Origin of the sequence: Marinobacter similis (genome assembly GCF_000830985.1) — a bacterium.
Classification (GTDB): Bacteria; Pseudomonadota; Gammaproteobacteria; order Pseudomonadales; family Oleiphilaceae; genus Marinobacter; species Marinobacter similis.
Genome location: NZ_CP007151.1, coordinates 254889 through 278555, shown reverse-complemented (window position 1 = coordinate 278555; position 23667 = coordinate 254889). Strand labels below are relative to the sequence as shown.

Here is a 23667-nt window from a genome sequence, read left to right as displayed (position 1 = left end):
AACAGCCATGGCTGTCACCCCGAGGGCAAAAGCACGCCGAAAACTTACCCGAGGTGTCAGAAGAGCCTGAGCCGATGAGTGCAGGCAGGATAAAAGGGAGGACTGGAAGCCAAGCATCATAGTTCTTATTCCTTTTGCTGAGCGTAATAAATGCCGGAACCCTGCTCAGTGAAGTAAAATGCGCTTCAGAACGCAGGGTACGAGCACTATTAGATCAGCGCGACTTACCCGGAAACAACGTGCTAACTGTGCACGGCTTATCACTTCAGAGATTATTTAAGGAATTCATTTTGACCTCGCCATCGTTAGCGACCCTGTCCCGAGAAGCCTATGAGCGCCTGTTGAAGCATGCCTCCCGCGCAGAGGACTTTGCTTACATCGGTAGCGAAGGCGCAGGGAGTGCACGGGGCAGGATGAGAGGTTTCACCGCTCTGGCGCAGCAACATCTTCAATTAAATGATCTTGCCCAAGCCCCCGTGGACTCAATCGCTTCTGCGATGACCGAGCCAATGGAGAAATACGCCATTGCAGAGACCCAGAGCGGCAATTACTTGCTGGGAGGCTGGTACGGAGTGCTGGCCTATGAATTCGGTCTACAACGGGAGTCAAAACTCAGCGGGCTGGGTAAGGAAATGGCTTTTCCGGTGCTCTTCGCCGGTTTCTACCTGTGGGCCGCAAGCTACGATGCCGAATCAGACACCCGCTACCTCTGGATACATCCGGACTGCCCGCAGCATACCCGCGACACACTTACCGACTGGATGTCCCGAGACAACAGCGACGAGCATCCCCTATGGCAAATTGTTAGTCGGTTCACGCCCAGTCAGACCAAGGCCAGTTTCATAGAGAATGTCGCCGCGGTTCATCACTACATTCATGCGGGAGACTGCTATCAGGCCAATCTCTCTCAAGAATTTACCGCAAGGTACATCGGAGAGCCCTGGGCGGCTTTTCAATCTTTAGCCGAAGCCTACGCTACGCCCTACAGCGCATTCATCAGAATTGGGCGTCACTCCATCCTTTCTCTGTCGCCCGAGCGTTTTTTCGAGATCCAGGGCCGCACCATTTCCACCAGCCCGATAAAAGGTACCCGCCCCAGAGGCGGAACCGAGGAGCAAGACAACGCGTACGCCGAGGAATTGCAGGCCTCAGAAAAAGATCGAGCCGAAAATCTGATGATTGTCGATCTGCTGAGAAATGACTTGAGCGTGAACGCCAAGGTGGGCAGTGTGCAGGTGGAAAAGCTCTTCGCTCTCGAGTCCTATCGTAATGTGCACCATCTGGTCAGCCACATTCGGGCCAATCTAGCTGAGGATGTCTCACCCATCAAAGCACTGATGGACGCCTTTCCGGGAGGCTCGATTACCGGAGCACCCAAAATCCGGGCAATGGAAATCATCGACGAACTTGAACCACATTGGAGGGGCCCTTACTGCGGTTCGGTGTTCTATTGGGGACTGGATGGTTCACTGGACAGCAACATTGCCATCCGAACCATGCTGTGCGATGGCGAGGGCACTATTCGCTGCTGGGGTGGCGGCGGGATCGTTGCCGATTCCGACCCTGAAAGCGAGTACCAGGAAACCCTGACGAAGGTTAAGCCGTTGATGGACTTCCTGGAGAATCTCTAGGGGGCCGATACAAACCCCCTAGCCTTTCCTGATGCTCAACTCCTTATGCACAACTACGCGCTGTGCACCGCACTCGCCTTCAAGAATTCCTGCCTCAGGTCATCAAAGTTATGCACCGCAGGATACTGCGGGAACTCCTCGATGACATTCTGAGGGGCGTGGAACAGAATGCCCGCTTCAGCCTGGCCCAGCATGGTGGTGTCGTTGTAGGAATCGCCGGCTGCGATTACCCGATAGTTCAGCAACTGGAAAGCCCGCACTGACTGGCGCTTGGGGTCACGCTGACGAAGCAGGTAATCGGTGATCTGACCGTTTTCGGCTACTTCGAGCTTGTGGCACAACAGCGCGGGGAAGCCGAGCTTGGCCATCAACGGCATGGCGAACTCATAAAAAGTGTCGGAGAGAATCACCACCTGGAAGCGTTGACGCAGCCAATCCAGGAACTCCCGCGCGCCCGGCAGCGGGTCCAGCTCACCGATCACTTCCTGAATCTGTGGAAGACCGTAGCCGTGTTGATCGAGAATCTTCAGGCGCTGGGTCATCAGTACGTCGTAATCAGGAACATCCCGTGTGGTCGCCTTGAGCTCTTCGATGCCGGTTTTTTCGGCGAATGCGATCCAGATTTCCGGAATCAGTACTCCTTCAAGGTCAAGGCATGCGAGTTCCACAGTGGTCTCCTGATAAACAGTTGAGTGCGCGAGAGCGGATGCTCTGGCTTGGTTAGCGCCGTATGATAAAAAAAACAGCCGGGGAATGCATCGGGCATATCCATATAGATGCTCATTCCTTCAAGCTATGAGGCATTTAATGGTAGCTTTTCACTCATTTAGATCAGGTACTGAAAAGCAATGACTGACATTCAGCAGCTCCGGGACGAACTTGAAGGCGAAAGCCACGCGCCATTCTCAAGGCCGCACTGAAGAAGTACGACAACATCGCCATCTCCTTCAGCGGGGCCGAAGACGTCGTTCTGATTGAATTGGCACACCGTTTAACCGACAACCTGCAGGTATTCACTCTGGATACCGGTCGCCTGCATCCGGAAACCTACGAATTCATCGAGCGAGTGCGCAAACACTACGGCATCAACATCGAAGTCCTGTTTCCCGATTCGGCCGAAGTACAGGATCTGGTAAACCAAAAGGGGCTGTTCAGCTTTTTCGAAGACGGACACTCTGAGTGCTGTGGCATTCGCAAGGTCAATCCGCTGAGGCGCAAGCTGGCCACCGTGGATGCGTGGATCACCGGTCAACGTAAGGACCAGAGCCCGGGCACCCGCAACGACGTGCCTGTGGTTCAGGAAGACACCGCCTTCTCGACAGAATCCAAAACCCTGATCAAGTTCAATCCGCTGGCAAACTGGACATCAAAAGAAGTCTGGGACTACATCCGGATGTCGGAAGCGCCCTACAACGAGCTGCATGAGAAAGGCTTTGTCAGTATTGGCTGCCAGCCCTGCACGCGCCCTGTCCTGCCAGGCCAGCATGAGCGCGAAGGACGTTGGTGGTGGGAAGAAGCGACCAAGAAGGAATGCGGGCTGCACGCCGGTAACCTGATCGCCAAGGAGTAAGTTGCCTTAGGATCCTCCTAAGGCAATTTTCCCCGCCTAACCACGCGCGCCCACCTGACTAATAGGTGGGCAGCTCGATATCCCTGAACAACTCTTCGATTTCCGACCGGCTGCCCTGATGGGCAACGGCCTCGTCGACCCGCTCCCGAGTCAGGTGCGGCGCAAACCTCTCGATAAAGTCGTACATATAGCCTCGGAGGAAAGTGCCTTTCCGGAAGCCGATGCGGGTTATGCTAGGGCGGAACAGCTTTCTGGCATCGAGGGCAACCAGATCCGGATCAGCCTTTGGGTCGAACGCCATACTGGCAATGATGCCGACACCCAGCCCTAACCGAACATAGGTCTTGATGACGTCTGCATCTGCGGCGGTAAACACCACCTTGGGTGTCAGCCCCTCGGATTGGAACGCCTCGTCGAGCTTGGAACGCCCGGTAAATCCGAAGACGTAAGTGACCAACGGGTAGTCAGCCAACTTCTCGAGCGTGAGTTCATCCATTTTCGCCAGCGGATGATCCTTCGGCACAATTACGCTTCGGTTCCAGCGGTAGCAAGGCATCATGATCAGATCGTTGAACAGCTCCATGGCCTCCGTTGCTATCGCAAAGTCCACTGCACCATTGGCCGCCATTTCGGAAATCTGCATCGGGGTGCCCTGATGCATGTGCAGCGACACGTCCGGGTAGGACTCAATAAAACCGCTGATGATCGGCGGGAGCGCATACCGTGCCTGGGTATGGGTGGTGGCAATGCTCAAATCACCCTGGCGCTGGTTACTGAACTCCTGGGCAATTTTTTTGATGCCCTCAACCCGGCGAAGAATTTCACCGGCCTCCCGGATGATAATCTCGCCGCCCGGAGTTATTCGGGTCAGGTGCTTGCCGCTACGGGCAAACACTTCCAGGCCAAGCTCGTCCTCAAGCAAACGTATTTGCTTGGAAATGCCCGGCTGGGAAGTAAAAAGACTTTGAGCGGTTGCGGACACATTCAGGTCGTGGTGAGCAACCTCCCAGATATATCGCAACTGTTGTAATTTCATTGAACCTGTTGCTCCTGGATTCCCGGTATTCGGCTGGCTACGGAGTCAATCCGCTTTGCCCAAGCGTACGCATAAAAAGGGTATTTTTCATTCTTTTTTAGAATAGGTGCTCCCTGTCTTTTAGTTTAGACCAAAAATGCATTACCACTGCTCCCGACAGGGCTTTCTGTGATTTCTGCGCTTGACTTGGCTGGGACAAAGCACACAATCCGTTATCGACACTTGTTGTAACCGGGACCCCCATGCTGTTGACCACCAAATTCCTTCGGCCAACGACCGACCGGCGCGCGGTCCATCGCGACCGGTTGAGTTCATTGCTGAAGCCTTCAAGCCCCAAAAGGCTGAATCTGGTGATCGCCCCGGCCGGTTTTGGAAAGACTACCCTGGCAAGCCAGTGGTGCGCAGAAACACCCTCCCCCACAGCGTGGTTGTCTCTGGACGAACATGACAATGAGCCCCGCCGGTTTTGGCAGTATGTTATTGGCGCTTTCGAACATGCCGGACTGGCTGGGTTGGCAGACTGCCGAAAACAACTCAGCCAAGTAGAGGGTGATACCGCAACCTGCGCAATAACCGGTTTACTGAATCTGCTGTCGGCGGATGCCAGTCCCTGGTTTCTGGTGCTCGATGACTTCCACTTCATCCGGCATACCCAGATTCTTCGGGATTTCGCTTACTTCATCGACTACCTGCCGCCCGCAATTACGGTCACCCTGGCATCCCGAACAGAACCCGAAATGCCACTGTCGCGCTGGCGGGTTCGGCGCTGGGTGCAAGACGTTCATCCCGGTTTGCTGGCGTTCTCAGAAGATGAATGCCGTCGTTTCTTTCAGGACACCATGGGGCTTAGCGTATCGGAGGCCGATGTCCGGTCCATTTGTCGAAGAACCGAAGGCTGGGTTGCGGCGATGCAACTTACAGCCCTGTCCGGCAACGGTCCCAAGAGCGTTGACCTATCAGCAGAGGCAAGTTCCGGGCTACCGGAACCACAACTGGATGTCGACGAGCGACAGATCAGCGATTACGTTCTCACCGAGGTATTGGAACAGCAGCCAGAAGAACTGACCCAGTTCCTCCTGGATACCGCCTGCTGTCCTCGCCTGAGTGCGTCCTTATGCGATGCTATTCGAGCAACCGGAGACAGCCAAAAACTGCTGGAGAGATTGCTCAGCCAGAATCTCTTCCTGATTCCCCTGGACACCGACAATCAATGGTTCCGTTATCACGACCTGTTCCGGGACGCGCTGCTCCAACGGCTAAAGCAAACAGATCCGAAGCGAGCAGAGGCGCTTTGGCGCAGCACCGTCAAGTGGCTTCTTGACCATGGCCACGTCCAGGACGGCATCAGCCAGATCGTGCATCAGGGTGACAGGCAATGGCTTGCGGCGGTGCTGGCTGAGCATGGTAACAACCTTATTCATAGCGGCTATCACCTGCCGGTACTCGATTGGCTCCAATTTCTTCCGGAATCCCTGATTGAAGACAGCCCCCAGCTGCAGATGCTCCGGATCTGGGGCCGCTTCTTTGCCAATCGGCTTGATGGGCTAGACCCGCTTCTTGCCAGCCTTGAAGACTTACTTGATCGGCGGGTTGCCGATTCTCATCCCGACGCCGAAGGGGCCCTCGGCCTCCAGAGCGAAATTTCCCTGGTGCGCTCCTATCTCGCGCGCACCCGCAGTGACGACAAGAGCGCCAGCGATCTCACCCGGCAGGTGCTGAAGGACATCGATCACACCCGCATCCCCCTGAAATCCGTCACTTACTATGGCGTCGGGCTGGACTACTTCGGCAAAGGCTGCTGATGGATGCCGAAGATGCCCTGCAATCGGCCGTTCGTTATGGTCAGATCGAGCGCAAGCCAAGCACGGTGCTGTCCAGTGGCGGCTTATTGGCGTGGATTCAGTACAACCGCGGCGACATTGAGCTGGCCCTGAGTAGCTGCGCCGACATCCGAAAATGGGTGGACAAACATTACTCTGATCCAAGTCAGCCCCGGCTAATCTCGTGCTGGCAAAACAGCGCCTTGGCCGAGATCTACCGGGAACGCAACCAGCACTCACTGGCAGCCACCCATCTCGCGCCACTGCTGGAACATGTACATCGCGGCACCGAACCGGGGCAGCATGTCATCATCCAGTACGTGCGTGGGCACCTCGCGTTCAGTGAAGGTCGATTTACCGATGCCATCGAAGCGCTGGAAGATGCGGCCCAGGTGGGACGCAAACGGCGGGAGCACATTGTCTTCGAACCACCCGCGAGTTCGGCCCTTTTAGCCAGATGCCATCTAGCCCTAGGCGACCTCGAAAAAGCCGAGGCCTGCCTGAACGCTGCGGAGAAAGAGCCCACGACCAACCCGTTAAACCGCGAACAGAACCTGATTAGCCTGGCTCGACTGAAGGTCGCCCAGAAGCAGCCAGAGCGGGCCCAGGAAATTCTCAGCGCTTTGTTACCGGCAGCCGAGCGTAATGCCCACAATCGTCACCTTGTTGAGATCCTGCTGGTTTATGGTGAAGCACTGGATCTTCAGGACCGGGCACAAGAGGCGTGTGAAATGCTGACTCGGGCTGTACGAAAGGCGTCAGAGGCGGGATTCATGGGCCTGTTTATTGAAGAGAGCCCGCACCTGCGCTCCATGCTTCGGCGGCTTTCCGTACTGAAGACACCCGGCAGCTGGTACCGGGAACTCACCCAAGTCCTCGACAAGCTTTCTGACGCTGCTGAGGCTTCCGCGGGGCTTTCATTAACCCGACCAGTCGCCCCGTCAGCCGGAAGCACAGCCACTGTTTTGCCGGAACCGCTTAGCCAACGGGAAATGGAAGTTCTGGCTCTGATTCATGAGGGGCACGCCAACAAGCAGATTGCCGCTCAAATGGATGTCGCACCCGCCACTGTGAAAGCCCATATCCGCAACCTTTACGGCAAGCTCGGTGTGGGCCGGCGCACCGAGGCGCTGGCAAAAGCACGGGATCTCGGCTTGCTATCGGGCTGAGTAACGGAGTTCGTTCTGTGACGCGCGTCACGTTTGCACGCCACAAACACCCCGGACTACGCCCTTTGGACGATCCGTTTACGCCCCCTAAGCCCCTATTATGTTTTCAACGGTGAGGGAAACCTCTCCTTGAATTCTGAAACTTCAGGCCTTCAGATTTCTTGCTCCGCGTTGTTTCGACGCCCTGGGTTCGAGAGAATCCTTTTAATAAGAGCCACCCCTAGGGGCTGGCTCTTTTTTTATGGTCAGTATTCGATCACACGGCGGAATGGCGGCAGCGCGTCCAGCAACAACTGGCCATAGCGCCGCGCAATGATGCGGCGGTCAAGGATGGTGACGCGGCCAGTGTCCTGCTCTGTTCTCAACAGCCGGCCGACCGCCTGAACGAGTTTGATCGACGCATCGGGAACGGTAATTTCCATGAACGGATTTCCGCCTCGCTGGGTCACCCACTCCGCCAGGCTCGCTTCAATCGGATCGTCTGGCACCGAGAACGGCAGTCGGGTAATAACCACGTGATGCAGGTACTTGCCCGGCAAGTCAATTCCCTCGGCAAAACTGGCCACACCGAAGAGGACACTTGGGCGTCCCTCATCTACGCGGCTGCAGTGTTGGCGCAGAACCTCGCCTTTGGCCATGTCATCCTGGGTGATGATCAGGTCAGGATACTCGGGCGCCAGCGCATCGCGTACCTGCTGCATCTGCCGGCGTGAGGTAAACAGCACCAGCGTCGCCTTCTCGCCCGCCCACAGATCTGGCAAACGCTCCACCAGAGCATCTGTGAAGGTGTCATCGGTTGGCATGATGGACATGGCGGGGACTTCCACCGTAGCCATCTCGCCATAGCGGAAGGAACTGGGTACCACCAGATAGCGGCTTGACTCGGGCAGTCCGGCCCGGGCCCGCAGACGATCAAAGCGTCCCAGTGCCGTCAGTGTGGCACTGGTCAGAACCGAACCGTAAGCTCTGGACCAAAGCCGGGAGTACAGCAGGCTGTCTGCCAGCACTGGCGAACTGTAGAGGGTAATGTCCTCGGCATGGTCCCAGCGCTGCCTGACCGCCCACCGAGCCGGAGCTGGGCTCTTGTAGCCGGTGCGCTTCTTGGCCGCACCATCGTCTTGATCCGATTCCGTTTCGTTGTCAGCCGGTTTGGCGTCGCCCTGCTCGCACCAGGCGACCCAGAGCCGGAGCTGGTCTTCCGCCCGACTGTGGAACGACCCGATCACCGGATACCAGGCCTCGGCGGTGTCCCGATCAATCTCATGATCTTTGCGTTCATCAAACGCGCCCTGGAGCTCATCGGCCAAAGCCCCCAAGTGACGCACCAAATTGGCCGTGGCAATGCGCGCTTCGGCGGAAAGTTCGGCCAAAGCTTCGGGCAATGCGCCTTCCGGATAACGCCATTGGGCGGTTCGGCGTTCTTCGTTGAATTCCCAACCGGTGTTCTGTTCCGCCTCGTCGTAAACCCGGGTCAGCACCTGATCGACTTCACGGGAGGCTCCGCTGATCCGATCCAGGGTCTTGGTGCCCTGTGTTCCCGGCGCCAGGAACGGCTGCATCTTGGTCAGGGCCTGAGACAACTGCTTCAGCCACTGGCGCGTGGAGTTCAAGGGAACCGACGCGGCAAAGTGATTCAGCGCCTTGTCTGGCAGATGGTGGGCCTCATCGAAAATGAACAGCGCGTTTTCTGGTTCAGGCAGGATTGCTCCGCCACCCAGGGCCAGATCAGCCAACACCAGGTCGTGATTAGCTACGACAATATCGGCGTCGTCGAGGTCCTTACGGGCGTCGAAAAAGGCACAGCTGTCGAAATAGCTGCAATGGCGGTTGGTGCACTGGCGGTGATCGGTGGTTACCTGTCGCCATACATCGTCCGGAATTTGCTCGGGCCAATGGTCCCGATCACCGTCCCATTTACGGGATCCGTAGCTCGCCAGCATCTCTTCAAAAAAGGCCCGGGTTCCTGGCTCCTCGCCCTTGGGACCGTCGAGCAGGAACAGGGGCATGGTATCGCTGTCGCCATTGCCCTCGTCGTGAAGCCGCGCTTCGAGTCTCGACATGCAAAGGTAGCGGCCCCGGCCCTTGGCCAGGTCCAGCTGAAATCCATATTGCTATGCTTGCGCAGATCCGGCAGATCCTTGAGCACAATCTGGTCCTGCAAAGCTACTGTCGCCGTGGAAATCACCAATGTCTTGCCCAGGGCTTTGGCCACTGGTATTGCGGCAATCAGATACGCCAGGGTTTTGCCGGTACCGGTGCCGGCTTCGACCACGCAAGCCGAAGCTGGTGAGGTGCGCTGGCCATCGTTCTCGGTGATATCGCCCATGTACCGGGCAATCTCGGCGATCATCAGCCGTTGGCCATAGCGCGCCCGTACATCCTTGCCTGCAAGAACGTCCCGGTAACCCTGCTGAATCTGCTGTTTGATCTCGTCGGTTAACGCCATCAGCGCGGGCTCACCCAGTCGCGGACAATCCCGACCCGGAAGCGCTGGCCCTGCTTGCTGAGTACCACGCCATCCTGGGTGATGCTTTCAACCCGAAGCCCCGAGAAGCTGTCGCCACGGCGCAGGTAATTGCTGTTGATCATGACGCGGCTTGCGAAAGGATCGGAGGCGTAGATGTGGCTATTAAAGGTCAAGTCAGGAACGCTCTTTTGGAAAGAAAGGGGAAGTTCAACCAGGTGCGGTACCCTGCCAGCCGGGGCCGTTGCTCGCAATACCGAATTGTCGCGGGTTGCTTCTGCAGCAGGGACAATGATCGTCGGCCGCTCTCGCGGGCTTTCATTTGATGCAACGCTGCCACTCTCTGCCAGGGCCTCATCCGCTTGTGCCTTGACCGGACTGGAGTCAGCTCCGGGCACAGGCTCGGAAACCTCGGCCTGGACTGATTGTTTCTCAACATCCGTCGGAGGTGCATTATCGCCGACAACACCCGACGGCTGCTCGGAGGCAGGCACAGCGACCACGTGTGACGCCTGCGGCCAGAACAGCACGGCCAGAACCCCAGCATTTACAACCAACGCCAGCGCAAGCCAGACAACAGGCGATGCTTTCCTTTTCTTGGGGCGATGGATCAGTTGAACCTGATGCCCCAGATCAGGGATCTTGCCCTGGCGCCGTTCGGTCTCAGATTTCCTGAGTGCATCGAGTATGTAGGACATGCTTATTGACCTTCCGGCGGAGCTGGCGGTGTCAGCCGGGGGAATGGCCCACCCAGATCGTTGTTGATCTGGATTATGGTCATCGCGCCCGCAATGCCATCAACCGTCAGTCCTTTCAAATCCTGATACCAACGAATCTGCTTTTCCGTTGGCATCCGGTTGATTCGACCCGTCTCAACACCCGACTCGCTGTGCTTGTCGGCAAGCTCCATCATACGAGCGCCGATCCACAGCTGCTCTTCGCGGCTGCCGCTGTCCGCCGGCACATCCAGAAAGTCCGGGCGCCGCCACAGGATGCGGAATTCACCAAACCAATACTGCTCAATACTGGTAAAGGTGATCTCACGGGAGCCCTCGGGCGTGACGATCGTCGCCACGCCTCCGTCCAAGCTCTTCAACACGGCATAGCCGCGTTTGCCGGATTGATCCCGAAGCTCGAGGATAGCGGGCCGATTCAGGAATTCGAGGCTGCGACGGGTGCCTTGGCGCTCCAGGCAGGCCAGGCCCTCGGCGCGGGCATACTGACAAGCGGTCGGGAAGGCTTCCGGCCTGTAGTCATACTCCCAGAGCTTGAACAGAGACCTGAAGGCGTCCACCAGGGTGATAGAGTGCGAAGAGAACTCAAACGACTCAGGTGCCGGAACAGCGTCCTGCGGATTCTGCTGCCCCTGAAGTTCTTCCGGTGCCGGACTCGAAACTGACGCCAACCGGCCGGATTGGTCGGTGCTCTGTGAGTCGCCTCGCTCCACGATGCCAGCTTGCACCGATGAGGACGAAAATCCAGCCTGGATGTCAGTCACGGTCACAGGCCAGCGATCCGCCAGCCAGACCGTTCCCACTACCGCCACCAGCAGCGAAGCTGTGAGCAGAAGATAATGGGATGATCTGCTGACCACGGCCGCCTGCCTGGCCTGCGTGTTGGAGGTATCACCCCGGACTTCCCGAGCCGCTTGGCGAATGTGCGCTGAGGTGATTTCATGCTCGCCTTCAGCGTAAGCACCCAGCAGAGCGCGATCACTGATCAGGTTGATCAACCGGGGAATGCCCTGACTTTCCTTGTACAGGCGGGAAACTGCTCCGGCATTGAAAATATCTCCGCGCATACCGGCGACACTCAGGCGGTAGCTCAGATAGTTGGGTAACTCTGCGCGGCCGATAGCATTGAGGTGATAGCGCGCGGTTACCCGCTGATTCAACTGACGCAACTCTGGCATTGCCAATATCTGCTGCAATTCCGGCTGACCCAGCAGCACGATCTGCAACAGCTTCTTCTCAGCGGTTTCCAGGTTGGTCAACAGGCGCAGCTGTTCAAGCACATCCGCGGAAAGATTCTGGGCCTCGTCAATCATCAGGACCTTATGCCGCCCGGCGGCATGAGCGCTGAGCAGATCCTGGTTAATCAGGTCAACCAACTCTTTAATGGTTGCGTTGGAAGGATGCGACACGCCCATTTCATCGCAAACGGATGAAAGCAATTCGCGAGCGGAAAGCCGTGGATTGAGAATGAGCGCAATGTCGGCATTTTCCGGCGCGTTTTCTATGAAACACCGGGACACCGTGGTTTTTCCTGTTCCCACCTCTCCCGTGATCACGATAAAACCGCCCTGCCCCTCAACGCCGTACATCAGGTGCGCCAGGGCTTCCTTGTGGCGTTCACTGAGGTACAGGTAGCGGGGATCGGGCGCAATGGAAAACGGCGGTTCCCGAAAGCCGAAAAAGTCGTAATACATGAGTATCCAGTCTGGTGCTCAGGCGCCGGGCCTGGCGGTGTTATGCAAGCCCCGGCTCTCTATCGCGGTATCATACCGCTGGCTTCGCGGGCCTGTCATCTCACGATTCGCCGGAAACTGAGTTGCTGACCAGGCGCAGGTCGGTGGTTCGACGATTTTGCTCCTTCAAGCGCCGAACACAACGCTCGAGGGTTTTGGAAATGCGAGCGTGGGACCGGATCATGGAGATTTTCGGCCAGGTGGCACGCTCGCCGGCTAGGATCATCTCTCTGACGTATTCTGGCTCCGGGTTGGACAGAATTCGGCGATAGTCCTTGAACGAGTAGGATGGCGCAATGGTGACGTCGCCGGAATAGCGCTGCGCCATTATGGTATGGAGCTGACCGGATACCTGCCTTAGCAACTCCGGTTTCAGTCGTTTGCGCAAATAATCGAATACGCCCTGGCCGTGAAACTGAATTTCAGATTTGAGCAGATGCATCGGCAGGCTCGGGATCGAGAGCTTTTCATCCATACCACGGTCGTTTAGGAACGGCACTACATGCGGATTGGTCTGGCTGACAATGGTGAAATTAACATCGTACAGATGCATCAGGCGCTCGATGGGCAGATCACTCACCACCGATCCATCCACAAACTTCAGTCTGGGCATGTACGGCAGTGCATTACCGTGAATGTCCTTTTTCATCAGCGTGACCGGGGGGAATATCCCGGGCACCGCAGCGCTGGCAAGCACAGCACTCCAAACCATAAGGTAAGGCGAGGTATAGCCGCACAGCAACCGGGCTTTCTGGTGCGCCTGGATAGGCGAGACACTCACGTTAATGGAGCGACCGGTCCGCTGATAGGCCTCTTCAAACGTGTACTCGCCGATGTTGGCGCGCACACAGGATTTAAGTTGGTCCTGATCCATCAGCCGTCGCCTCGCACGGCACTGAGCAACCCGCGCCACTTCCAGGCCTTCAGGTTGTGATTCTCCGGCACCAGCATTTCCGGGATCTCAGCATCGGTATGGACACCCAGAATGCCCGCGATAATAGCGCCGATACTGGAGCCGGCAATGACCTGGGGTAAAAGCCCCTTCTCCCACAACGCCTTGATCACGCCGAAATGAAACATACCCAGGGTCGCGCCGCCGCTGAGAAGGAGCGAGGGACGGCCGTAACTGGTCAGGGTGTCGCGAAAGAACTGCAGCTTTTCCGAAATGGGGAAACCGGGCACCGGGTGGTCACACAGATAATCCAGTGACTCACAAACCTGGGTGATGTACTCCTCAACCAGGTGCTTGGTCCCGACCCTGGAGTGAGTGTACAGGGCCGGGTTACCCATGTTGCCGAGATCATGATGCAAGCCTTCACGAAGTGCACGCTTCAGACGTTCAAAATCGTTTTGCTGGCGATACTGTTTCAGGTTACTAAGGCGGTCGTAGATCAGTTCATAGTGGTAGAGATCGGAGGCAAAGTCCTCTTTCCACTCGGCACTGCCCTCAAGAAAATCAAGCTCCAGAGCCGCCGCCTTCCAGACCTCGTAATTGGGCGCCTCGGCGAGCATTTTGCGGAACTTTTTTATTCTTGGGTCCCTGATCACCGGAAACCTCCTGTTATTGAAGAGAAACGTACAGGGTCAGAAATCTTCGAGCATCACGTCTTCATCGTTGCCGCTGGAAAAGGGATCTTCCACCATTTTGCCATCCTTGATCAGGAATTCGCGGCGCTGTAAAAACGCATTCCTGACAAAAATGTAGCTGTCGCCGGAAATGAAACTCTCGGCCGGAATCAGATCGGCCCGCTTGTCGACCAGCTGAACACCTCGGGCATACAGATCAGTCGGACTCTCAACTGCGTCCCAAGCCGATGGCAACACAACGATATCAGTCACCATACCACCGAAATGGCGCGGACTCGACGGCCCCAGCAACGGCAGCATCAGGTAAGGTCCGGATCCGCGCCCCAGTAACCAAGAGTTTGGCCAAAGTCTTCAGGGCGCTCAGGAAGCTCAAACGCCGTGGCAACGTCGAAAAAACCAGCCAGCCCAAACACTGTGTTGTAGGTGAAACGGCCGGCGGCCACTACCGCCGATTCGCCCTTGAGCTGCAACAGACTGTTGGCGAGATTGCGAATTTCCTGGAGATTATTGAAGAAATTGGTGATGCCACGGTCGATGATATTGGGGGTAACCGTGCGATAGGTTTGCGCAACCGGCTTTAAAACCCATCGATCGAGCGTCTCGTTGAACCGGAACACCTTGCGGTTCCAGCCCTCATAGGGGTCTGAAGCCCGGACCTCAGCCGCACCTTCCGGAGCCGGTTCCTGCATGGCCTGGCCGATGCCTGGCCAACTGGCAGCCCTAGCAAAAGCGCCGTCGAGAGCAGAAAAACATACCAGCGCCGAAAAAAAAGTTGTCTCATTGTGTGCTCTTGGGTTGTTTAAGTCGTTTCGATCCGTCAAAAATACCGGCGCTTTTATCGTTTTTATTCTGCTCGTTGTTTCGGAGGAACTCTTATGTCAGTACCGGGAAACCACGTCGCCACCCTATCCGTGCCGCTCCGCTGGGGCGATATGGATGCTTTTGGCCACGCCAACAACACGGTTTATTTCCGCTTTTTTGAAGAAGCCCGCATCGTGTGGCTCAGCTCCCTGACTCTCGGTGGCCCGGAAGAACCTACGGGCCCGGTCATTATAAAGACCAGCGCGACATTTCTGAAGGAATTGAATCACCCGGCAACCGTCGTGGTGGAAACATACGCAGACAAGGCCGGAAATACCAGCCTTGATACTTACCATGTGCTTACTGATGCCGAAACGGGCGATGTTTACGCGGAGGGGTATGCCAAAGTGGTCTGGTTTGACCGCAAGACGCGGACCTCAACCCGGCTGCCAGATACCCTGAGGGCACTGGCAACCGACTAACGAGGCTTATCGGCGGCGTACCACTACGCTGCCGATGGAGTAGCCGGCACCAAAGGAGCAGATCACCCCGATGTCTCCAGACTCCAGGTCTGCCTTGTGTTTATGGAATGCAATGATCGAACCCGCTGAACTGGTATTGGCGTACTCGTCCAGAATAACCGGCGCTTCATCCTCGGAGGCGTCGCGACCCAGCACTTTACGGGCAATCAGCTGATTCATGTTCAGGTTGGCCTGGTGCAACCACATACGACGCAGGTTGTTCGGCGCCAGCGACAGGTCCTGAAGCTGATTCTGAATCGTCTCGGCCACCAGCGGGGAGACTTCTTTAAACACCTTCCGGCCCTGCTGGATGAACAGCTTATCCGGCTTACCCTCACCCGATTCGTCCGCACGGTTCAGGAAACCGAAGTTGTTGCGGATGTTGTTCGAAAACTGGGTTTTCAGGCGGGTACCGAGGATTTCGAAGCCCTGGCCCGCATTGGTGTCCTCTTCCCGCTCAACCAGGATGGCTGTGCACGCGTCACCAAAAATGAAGTGGCTGTCGCGATCACGGAAATTGAGATGACCAGAACAGATCTCAGGGCTGACGACCAGAACAGATCGGACAGCACCGTTCTCAACCGAGTTGACCGCTGCCTGAAGACCGAAGGTCGCGGAACTGCAGGCCACGTTCATGTCATAGGCGAAACCGTTAACGCCGAGTGCCTGCTGCACTTCAATGGAAACCGCCGGATAGGCCCGCTGCAGGTTGGAGCAGGCAACGATCACTGCATCCACGTCAGCGGCCGTTTTACCAGCTTGCTCCAGGGCTTCTTTACAGGCGGCCAGCGCCATTTCGCACTGAACGGAATATTCGTCGTTGCTGCGGTCGGGAATGGACGGCTTCATCCGATGCGGATCAAGGATTCCGTCCTTGTTAATCACATGCCGACGTTTGATACCTGACGCCTTCTCAATGAAGGCCGAGGAGGACGGCTGCAAGGCAGTCACGTCGCCACTGGCAATGGCATCGGCATGCTCTGAATTGAAAATCTCAACAAACTGGTTAAAGGCTTCAACCAGTTCGTCATTGTCTATGGTCGCCGGCGGTGTATAGAGACCGGTTCCGCTAATGACGGCTTTAATCACGCTAACCCCACGTCTTGGATATTAAAACTGAAGACTTGTCTAATATGCTGCCGGAAATACTAACACAGTCTCCCGCATTTGCCCGTCAGCAAAAGGTACCGTGCGCGCCGGACAGGGGCACTCAGAGAATTGGCCTTAAATGCGGGTCTGCTCCCACTGCCTTTCCAATCGCTTGACGGAAACCGTCATCGCGGTGCCGAGTTGTTGTGCGAAAAAGGAAACCCGAAATTCCTCCAGCATCCAGCGATAGACAATCAGCTCCGGATCACGGACACCCTGGCGCAACAGTTCGTCTCGCTTACTGGCGTAGCGGGACCACAGGGGCTCTATGGTGTGGAGGAATTCCCGTTCCCGTCCCATTTCCCGGGGCATCTTTTCCAGCCGAACCAACGCGGCTTCAAAGTAACGGCCAAATTCGGCTAGCCACTCCGGCGGTGTCGCCACCAGGAACCCGGGATAAACCAGGTTCGAAAGTTGAAACTTGAGATCGGCCATGCTCGAGGCCAGGGCCAGGCTGATCTTGCCCTTCAGTCGCTTCGCCACTTTCTGATAGCCCGTCATGGCCTGATATAACCGCTGATCGGCATCTTCCAGCGCCGGGATGAAATCACCCCGGTGGCGATCAAACAGGGCGTCAAAAGCTTCACTCGTCCGTGGCAAGCCGTCACCGAGAAAGTGCTGCATTGCCGTGGCGAGTAACAGATCATCGAGCAGTACGCTGGCGCGACCGATCGGGGCAAACATGAGCGCAGACTGTTTGAACTTCGGCAGCTTACGCTCCAGATCATCCAGGGTCTTGCCGAAGCGGTTCAGAATCAGACGGGCCACGGCCTTTCGGGTGGTGTCTTCGGCGGTCAGGCGATCAAGGCAACGGATCTGACGGACCGATTTCCCCTGGTCTTCCAGCGCGGGATAAACCGTTACCTGCATGCCTCCCTTTTCAGTCTGCACCTGCTCCGGCAAGGTGCCAAACTGCCAGTCGGCATGCTCAGCCGTCGGTTCAGCAGTCTTGGATTCGCTGGTAGCTGAGGCCAACGCTTCCTCTGCCTTGCCCTCCAACTGGTCCTGTAACTGAAAGGTCTCGCGTCCCTCGGCCATGACCTTGCCACCATCCCCCATGACCCGAAGGTTCATGCGCAAATGCCGGGGCAATTCGGACTCCGGCCAGGCCCCGGGATCAATCCGTACCCCGGTCATGCGCCTCAGTTGTTCAGCCAACTGCAGGGCAAGAGGTTCGTTCGAAGGCTGCATATTTGCCAGGGCAGCATCGACAAAATCCGGAACCGGCACAAAATTACGCCGCAGGGACTTCGGCAATCCCTTCACCAGCGCGACACACTTTTCCCTCAGCAAGCCAGGAACCAGCCATTCAAGCCGCCGGGATGGGATCTGCTTGAGCGCCATCAGGGGGACCTGCAGGGTCACCCCGTCTCGCTCGCTGGTAGGTTCAAACTCGTAGCTCAGCGGATAGCGAACGCCTTCCCATTCCAGGTAATCGGGGTACAACTCACCCGCCTGAGCGTCTACCGGGCGTTGAAGAATGTCCTCTTCCGTCAGCTCAAGATGCTTGAGCTCTTCGGCAGACAGGCTTTTCCACCAGGTCTCGAAGTGCCGGCCACTGACAATATCTGCCGGCAGGCGCTCGTCGTAGAAGGCCACCAACGCCTCATCATCCACCAGGAGGTCGCGGCGCCGGGTTTTCTTTTCCAGGTTTTCAACGGTGTCGAGCATGGCCCGATTGCGGGCAATAAATGGCGCCTTCGAGCGATAATCCCCTTCCACCAGAGCGCGGCGGATAAACAGATTCCGGCACTCGGCAGGGTCAACCTTGCTGTATGGAATCCGCCGCTTGGGTACTACGTCCAGCCCGTAAAGGGTCACTTTCTCGTAGCCCATCACCTGGGCCCGTTTCTGCTCCCAGTGCGGCTCGAAATAGTTGTGCTTGACCACATGCCCGGCCAGGGGCTCGATCCACTCAGGCTGAATGGCCGCGACCATGCGCGCAAATACCCGACTGGTTTCCACGATTTCAGTTGCAACGATCCATTTCGGGCCGGTTTTGGACACCTTGGAGCCCGGGAAAATCAGCACTTTCCGGTTGCGCGTTGCCAGGTATTCCTTCTTTTCAACCTTCACCGCGACCTGCCCGAGCAGGCCCGCGAGGATGGCCTGGTGCAGCGCCTCGTAACTAGCGGCATCTTTATTCGACGCCAGCTTTTGCTCACGACAAATCAGGGTTAGCTGGCGATGGATGTCCCGCCATTCGCGCATGCGCATCCAGCTCAGGAAATTCTTCTGACAAACCTTCTTCATCTGATTCTGGGACAACTCCTGGCGTTGCTCCTCGTAGAAATTCCAGATGTTCAGCAGGGTAACGAAATCCGATTCTTTGTCGTTAAAGGCCGCGTGCGCCTGGTCCGCGGCCTGCTGTTTCTCCTGGGGCCGCTCGCGCGGATCCTGCACACTCAGCCCGGCGATGATGATCAGGGTTTCGGCCAGACTGCCCTTGTCGGCCGCGGTGACCAGCATCCGGGCCAGCCGCGGATCCAGTGGTAGCCGAGACATGGTACGGCCAAGTTTGGTGACCCGACGCTTGTCATCAACCGCGCTCAGCTCTTCGAGCAGTTTGTAGCCATCGTTGACCTGGCGGCGATCTGGCGCCTCCAGGAACGGAAAGTTGCGAATTTCACCCAGGCCAGAGGTCGCCATTTGCAGAATGACCGAGGCCAGGTTGGTCCGCAGGATCTCCGGGTCGGTGTATTCCGGGCGATTGATGAAGTCAGTTTCATCGTACAGCCGGAAACAGATGCCTGGAGCAACCCGCCCGCATCGCCCTGCCCTTTGGTTCGCACTGGCCTGGGAGATGGGCTCGATAGGCAGACGCTGGATCTTGGAGCGCACGCTATAGCGACTGATTCTGGCAACACCGGTGTCGATCACATAGCGAATCCCCGGCACCGTCAGTGAAGTTTCTGCCACGTTGGTGGACAGTACAATCCGGCGCCCCCGGTGCGACTGGAACACCCGGTTCTGTTCCTGATTGCTCAGGCGCGAGTACAGCGGCAGGATTTCCGTGTGTTTCAGGTCTACGTGACGAAGCACCTTACTGAGATTCCGGATTTCCCGTTCGCCCGGCAGAAACACCAGGACGTCGCCGGGCGGTTGTTTCTCGGAGCGTTCGTGCTGCTCGATTTCATCCAGGGCGGAAATCACTCCGTCAGTCCAGCCCTGATCGCGATCGTCCTCATCGCCGGTCAGTGGCCGGTAACGAACATCCACCGGAAAGGTTCGGCCGCTGACCTCAATAACCGGCGCCTGATTAAAGAACTCACTGAATCGCTCAACCTCGATGGTCGCCGAGGTAATGATCACTTTCAGGTCGGGGCGCTTGGGCAGAAGTTGGCGCAGGTAACCCAGGATAAAGTCGATATTGAGGCTGCGCTCGTGCGCCTCGTCGATAATCAGCGTGTCGTACCGGTCGAGGAAACGATCGTGCTGTATTTCCGCCAGCAGTATGCCGTCAGTCATCACCTTGACCCGGGACTGCTCTGAGGTCGTGTCGGTGAATCGAACCTGATAACCAATTTGCTGGCCCGTTTGCTCGCCAAGCTCATCGGAAATTCTGGCGGCAACACTGCGGGCGGCGATCCTCCGGGGCTGGGTATGACCAATGACACCGCGAATACCCCGGCCCGAGTTCATGCAGATTTTCGGGATCTGGGTGGTCTTACCGGAACCGGTTTCACCGGCAATAATCACCACCTGATTGTTCTCGATGGCCTGCTGGATGTCATCGACCCGCTCCGACACCGGCAGGCCGTCCGGAAAACTGGCCGTTTTGTGCAACGCCTGGCGTTGCTGAACTTTTTCGAGGCCCCGCTCCAGCCATCGTGCCATTTTCTCAAGATCCTTCTGGCCCGGGTCCCCCTTGGATCGGGCCACGGCCTTCAAAATCCGGGCGGCTTCCTGCTGATTGCAGATCTCCAGCTGGCTCATCATGGCTTTCACGGCCGCTTTGCCATCAGGCGGCGGATTGACGGCGCTGGTTCGATCAGTGGTGGTGTTTGTCATCGCAATAGGGAGTCGTTCTCAATCGGTATCGGTTACTGGCTTGGCGACAGTCTATCGGGAAAGCCATACGCTTAAAAATGGAAAACCCCGCCGAAGCGGGGTTTGTATTCATACCTGCCCCGATGAACGGGGCGGGACACCACTGGTGCCCGGCCAGTTAACTGGCGTTGGCTTCGTCGCGCAATTCGCGACGCAGGATCTTGCCGACGTTGGTCTTGGGCAATTCCTCGCGGAACTCAAAGTGCTTGGGCACCTTGTACGCCGTCAGACGCTCGCGACAGAATTCCTTCAACTCATTCGCGCTGACACCTTCAGCCGTTGCTACCAGGTATACCTTCACCGCTTCACCACTCTTGGGGTCAGGGATACCAACCGCGGCGCACTCAACCACTTTCGGATGGCTGCTCACCACGTCTTCGATCTCGTTCGGGAACACGTTGAAGCCGGAAACAATGATCATGTCCTTCTTGCGGTCAACGATACGGATGTAACCGTCTTCCTGGACCAATGCAATGTCACCTGTTTGCAGGAATCCATCGTCAGTGAACGACTTCTGGGTGTCTTCCGGGCGCTGCCAGTAGCCACGCATTACCTGCGGACCCTTGACGCAAAGTTCGCCCGGCTCACCGACTGGCGTCTCGTTGCCGTCGTCATCAATGGTCTTGATTACAGTCGACGGAATCGGCAGGCCAATGGTGCCGAGCTGGATGGCAACGTGGGGATTGAAAGTCACCACCGGTGAGGTTTCGGTCATACCGTAGCCTTCGGAAATTTCGCAACCGGTAACCTTCTCCCACATCTTCGCGGTATCGCTGGTCAGGGCCATGCCACCAGACGATGTCAGCTTGAGGCTGCTGAAGTCCAGGTTCCGGAACTCTTCGTTGTTGCACAGAGCCACGAACAGAGTGTTCAGGCCAAGGAAAGCGGAGAACTTGTGGTTCTTGAGTTCTTTAACAAAGCCTGGAATGTCACGCGGGTTCGGGATCAGCACGTTGTGCGCACCGGCTTCCAGCATGATGCCGCAGTTCAAAGTGAAGGAATAGATGTGATACAGCGGCAGTGGCGCTATCACCACTTCCTGACCTTCGACCACAATATCGCCCATCATCGGGCGGGTTTGCAGCAGGTTTGCCACCAGGTTGCCGTGGGTCAGCATCGCCCCTTTGGCCACACCGGTGGTGCCACCGGTGTACTGCAACACAGCAATGTCGTCTTTCTTGCACTCAACTGGCGTAAATTTCTCACGTGCGCCAGCGCTCAGAACCGCCGGCAATTTATGGGCGCCGGGGATATTGAAAGGGGGCACCATCTTCTTCACGTGCTTGATCACGGCGTTCAGCAATGTCCGCTTGATCGGCGAATGCATGTCCGCGATCTCGGTGACGATCACGTGTTCAATGCCGGTATGCGGCAGGACCTTCTCGGCGTTCTCGGCCATGTTGGCCAATACGACCAAGGCCTTGGCACCAGAATCGTTGAACTGGTGCTCCATTTCGCGGGTGGTGTACAGGGGATTGGTATTCACCACGATCAAGCCGGCGCGCATGGCACCGAAAACCACAACAGGATATTGACTAACGTTCGGCATCTGGACGGCAATACGATCGCCGGGTTTCAGGTCTGTCTTATTTTGCAGCCACGCCGCAAAGTTGCGGCTCTGGGTGTCCAGATCACGGTAGGTGAGAGTTGCGCCTACAGCACTAAAGGCAGGACGGTCCGCGTGTTTCTTAACGGACTGGTCGAATACGTCAACCATGCTGCTGTACTTGTTCAGTCGACCTCACGAGGTACGCCGGCAGGGTATTTATCCTGATAGAACTGCTCGAAATCCATCACCATCTCCTGTTTGGCATTTTTGATTGTAATGATCCACTAGTGCAACGCTGATCAAAATCAACCCTACAAAAGTATCAGAGTCAAAAAAGTGGGGAGAGAATAGCAGTTTTGTGAACGATGAGGTAGTTTTCAGGGAACGCACCTAAACTCTTGTACTCGAATCGAATTCGTCCGGAGCACACGATGAGCAATATTCTGGATACCCTGGAAAATATCACCTACGACGAGCTAAACGAAGGCGACAGCGCCACCTATGTAAAAACCCTTTCCGAGGACGAGTTGGTGTTGTTTGCGGCGGTAACCGGAGATGTGAATCCGGTCCACCTTGATTCCGAATATGCCGCCGAATCCATGTTCAAGGAGCGCGTCGCGCACGGAATGTGGAGTGGATCGCTGATTTCTGCTGCGCTGGCAACGGTTATGCCCGGCCCTGGCACCGTGTATTTGGAACAGAGCCTGTCGTTTAAACGCCCGGTTAAATTGGATGATACCCTCACCGTCACGCTCAGCGTGCTTCGCAAAGAGGCCCAAAACCGCGTCGTCTTCAAGTGCGACGTGCGCAACCAGAATAACCAACGGGTGGTCACTGGTGAGGCCCGGGTGATTGCCCCCACCGAAAAGGTGTCCTTGAACAAACCTCGCCTCCCCAAAATCACCATTGAGGCTGATTGGCCATCTACCCCGGAAGGAAATCGATAGGAAACCGGACTTTTCTGGCTTCCACATCATCCGCGCCAAAGTTGAACAGCCGTACTCTCATGGCGATACGCTGCTCCAACGGCGGGTTACCCAGTTCGGAACTCACGACCTGACAGCCCGATACTGAGCCATCGGGCTCAATGATCAGCTCCAACAGGAGTTTGCCCTCGAGCGTCGGGTCCTGCCTCAGCTCCCGGCGATACAGGGAATAAAGTGCGGTTTTCTGGGCATCAAAGACTTTGCGGATGTTGCTCATGGCCCGCTCACCCACCGAGGATTCCTGCCGGGGCTGCCTGGCCACCTTGGATACTGTCTCGGCCACAGCTTCAACCTCCTTAACCCGATGCCCCTGCACCGCGACCTGAGCCTGAGGTGTCTCGGAATCCGTCACGCCACCGCTGCCCTGCAAAACTTTCGGTCCGGTTTTGAGGTTCTGCGCTGCCACATCGGCACTGGTGTTTGCTCGCAGCGCTTCGGACTTACTTTCAGCTGGCGTCCTTAACGAGGCGAGCCGGTCCTTCATGGCAAGCAACCCGGAACGGGAAGCCTTTTCCCGGGCCTGCTCCGCAGTCTGACGCTTGGCAGCAACTGATTCAGGTTTAGGCGTCAGTTCAGGCGCAGGCTTTGCAACCTTGGGTTTTGGCTGGGGTTCAGGAACCGGCTCTTCTTTAGTGACTGGTTCTGGTTCCGGCGGTTTCGGTTCAGGAGCCACAATCGGTTTTGGCCGTTCCACCAAACGAGCCAATTGTGGTGGAACCTGTTCAGCTCGGAACGTTCAATCTCGGGAACGTGAAGGGATGGAATCCAGAATGCAACAGGAAGGAAAATAACGGCGACCAGAGCGGCTATAACAGCAAACTGGCGATCTTCTCTGGCGGAGGAACTCCAGGGCAGCTCGCCACTGGT

At 56.8% G+C, this 23667-nt stretch carries 15 protein-coding genes and 4 pseudogenes; 6 read left to right on the top strand and 13 right to left on the bottom strand.

Annotation, left to right across the window (positions count from 1 at the left end):
* Positions 1–290: 290 nt before the first annotated feature.
* On the top strand, positions 291–1631 hold the full coding sequence (gene pabB / locus AU14_RS01250; protein ID WP_041338305.1) for an aminodeoxychorismate synthase component I: 1341 nt from the start codon (positions 291–293) through the stop codon (positions 1629–1631).
* 53 nt (positions 1632–1684) lie between these two features.
* Here the strand turns inward: pabB and thrH are convergent, their stop codons facing one another.
* Positions 1685–2299: a bifunctional phosphoserine phosphatase/homoserine phosphotransferase ThrH gene (thrH, locus tag AU14_RS01245; RefSeq protein WP_041338303.1), complete on the bottom strand. Its 615-nt coding sequence runs from the start codon at positions 2297–2299 to the stop codon at positions 1685–1687.
* Between the two features lie 180 nt (positions 2300–2479).
* On the opposite strand from thrH, the pseudogene AU14_RS01240 reads away from it, so the two are divergent.
* A pseudogene (locus AU14_RS01240) lies at positions 2480–3201 on the top strand (phosphoadenylyl-sulfate reductase).
* 58 nt (positions 3202–3259) lie between these two features.
* On the opposite strand, the gene cysB reads toward AU14_RS01240, so the two are convergent.
* Complete coding sequence (gene cysB / locus AU14_RS01235; RefSeq protein WP_041338301.1) at positions 3260–4237, bottom strand: HTH-type transcriptional regulator CysB; 978 nt, start codon at positions 4235–4237, stop codon at positions 3260–3262.
* A gap of 248 nt (positions 4238–4485) precedes the next feature.
* Here cysB and AU14_RS23100 point away from each other — a divergent pair, with 248 nt between their 5' ends.
* Together AU14_RS23100 and AU14_RS23095 are read left to right on the top strand one after the other, a co-directional pair.
* On the top strand, positions 4486–6039 hold the full coding sequence (locus AU14_RS23100) for a MalT transcriptional regulator family protein (protein WP_330217937.1): 1554 nt from the start codon (positions 4486–4488) through the stop codon (positions 6037–6039).
* Positions 6039–7226 carry a LuxR C-terminal-related transcriptional regulator gene (locus AU14_RS23095; RefSeq protein WP_330217936.1) on the top strand — a complete coding sequence of 396 codons (1188 nt, stop codon included), beginning with the start codon at positions 6039–6041 and terminating at the stop codon, positions 7224–7226. The genes AU14_RS23100 and AU14_RS23095 overlap by 1 nt, the downstream gene beginning before the upstream one ends.
* 245 nt (positions 7227–7471) lie before the next feature.
* Here AU14_RS23095 and dinG read toward each other — a convergent pair whose 3' ends face one another.
* The 7 genes and pseudogenes from dinG to AU14_RS01205 form a co-directional block, all read right to left on the bottom strand.
* Positions 7472–9286 (bottom strand): ATP-dependent DNA helicase DinG, encoded by a 1815-nt coding sequence (dinG, locus tag AU14_RS01225; RefSeq protein WP_236744269.1) that lies wholly within the window; start codon positions 9284–9286, stop codon positions 7472–7474.
* 143 nt (positions 9287–9429) lie between these two features.
* Positions 9430–9552: pseudogene (locus AU14_RS23585) on the bottom strand (hypothetical protein); the annotation flags it as partial.
* A 119-nt stretch (positions 9553–9671) separates the two neighbouring features.
* Positions 9672–10388 carry a general secretion pathway protein GspB gene (locus AU14_RS01220; protein ID WP_041338292.1) on the bottom strand — a complete coding sequence of 239 codons (717 nt, stop codon included), beginning with the start codon at positions 10386–10388 and terminating at the stop codon, positions 9672–9674.
* A gap of 2 nt (positions 10389–10390) precedes the next feature.
* Positions 10391–12118 (bottom strand): ExeA family protein, encoded by a 1728-nt coding sequence (locus AU14_RS01215; protein WP_041338290.1) that lies wholly within the window; start codon positions 12116–12118, stop codon positions 10391–10393.
* A 100-nt stretch (positions 12119–12218) separates the two neighbouring features.
* The gene (locus AU14_RS22505; RefSeq protein ID WP_269079081.1) at positions 12219–13031 is read right to left on the bottom strand and encodes a patatin-like phospholipase family protein; all 813 of its coding nucleotides are present in this window, start codon (positions 13029–13031) and stop codon (positions 12219–12221) included.
* Positions 13031–13705, bottom strand: coding sequence for a patatin-like phospholipase family protein (locus AU14_RS22500; protein WP_269079080.1), 675 nt, complete (start codon positions 13703–13705; stop codon positions 13031–13033). Before AU14_RS22500 ends, AU14_RS22505 begins: the two co-directional genes overlap by 1 nt.
* Before the next feature lie 36 nt (positions 13706–13741).
* Positions 13742–14433, bottom strand: a pseudogene (locus AU14_RS01205) (MlaA family lipoprotein).
* Positions 14434–14619: 186 nt separating this feature from the next.
* On the opposite strand from AU14_RS01205, the gene AU14_RS01200 reads away from it, so the two are divergent.
* The gene (locus AU14_RS01200) at positions 14620–15027 is read left to right on the top strand and encodes an acyl-CoA thioesterase (protein WP_041338289.1); all 408 of its coding nucleotides are present in this window, start codon (positions 14620–14622) and stop codon (positions 15025–15027) included.
* A 6-nt stretch (positions 15028–15033) separates the two neighbouring features.
* Here AU14_RS01200 and AU14_RS01195 read toward each other — a convergent pair whose 3' ends face one another.
* From AU14_RS01195 to AU14_RS01185, 3 genes and pseudogenes are all read right to left on the bottom strand, one after another.
* Positions 15034–16155, bottom strand: coding sequence for a beta-ketoacyl-ACP synthase III (locus AU14_RS01195; RefSeq protein WP_041338286.1), 1122 nt, complete (start codon positions 16153–16155; stop codon positions 15034–15036).
* A 135-nt stretch (positions 16156–16290) separates the two neighbouring features.
* A complete protein-coding gene (gene hrpA, locus AU14_RS01190) occupies positions 16291–20226 on the bottom strand; it encodes an ATP-dependent RNA helicase HrpA (protein ID WP_407942808.1) in 3936 nt (1311 codons plus the stop codon).
* A gap of 157 nt (positions 20227–20383) precedes the next feature.
* Positions 20384–22059 (bottom strand): annotated as a pseudogene (locus AU14_RS01185) (AMP-binding protein).
* Between the two features lie 186 nt (positions 22060–22245).
* Here AU14_RS01185 and AU14_RS01180 point away from each other — a divergent pair.
* A complete protein-coding gene (locus AU14_RS01180; RefSeq protein ID WP_052471916.1) occupies positions 22246–22761 on the top strand; it encodes a MaoC/PaaZ C-terminal domain-containing protein in 516 nt (171 codons plus the stop codon).
* On the opposite strand, the gene AU14_RS01175 is transcribed toward AU14_RS01180, so the two are convergent.
* Positions 22739–23473, bottom strand: coding sequence for an AgmX/PglI C-terminal domain-containing protein (locus AU14_RS01175; RefSeq protein ID WP_236744268.1), 735 nt, complete (start codon positions 23471–23473; stop codon positions 22739–22741). The genes AU14_RS01180 and AU14_RS01175 overlap by 23 nt on opposite strands.
* Positions 23474–23667 lie beyond the last annotated feature (194 nt).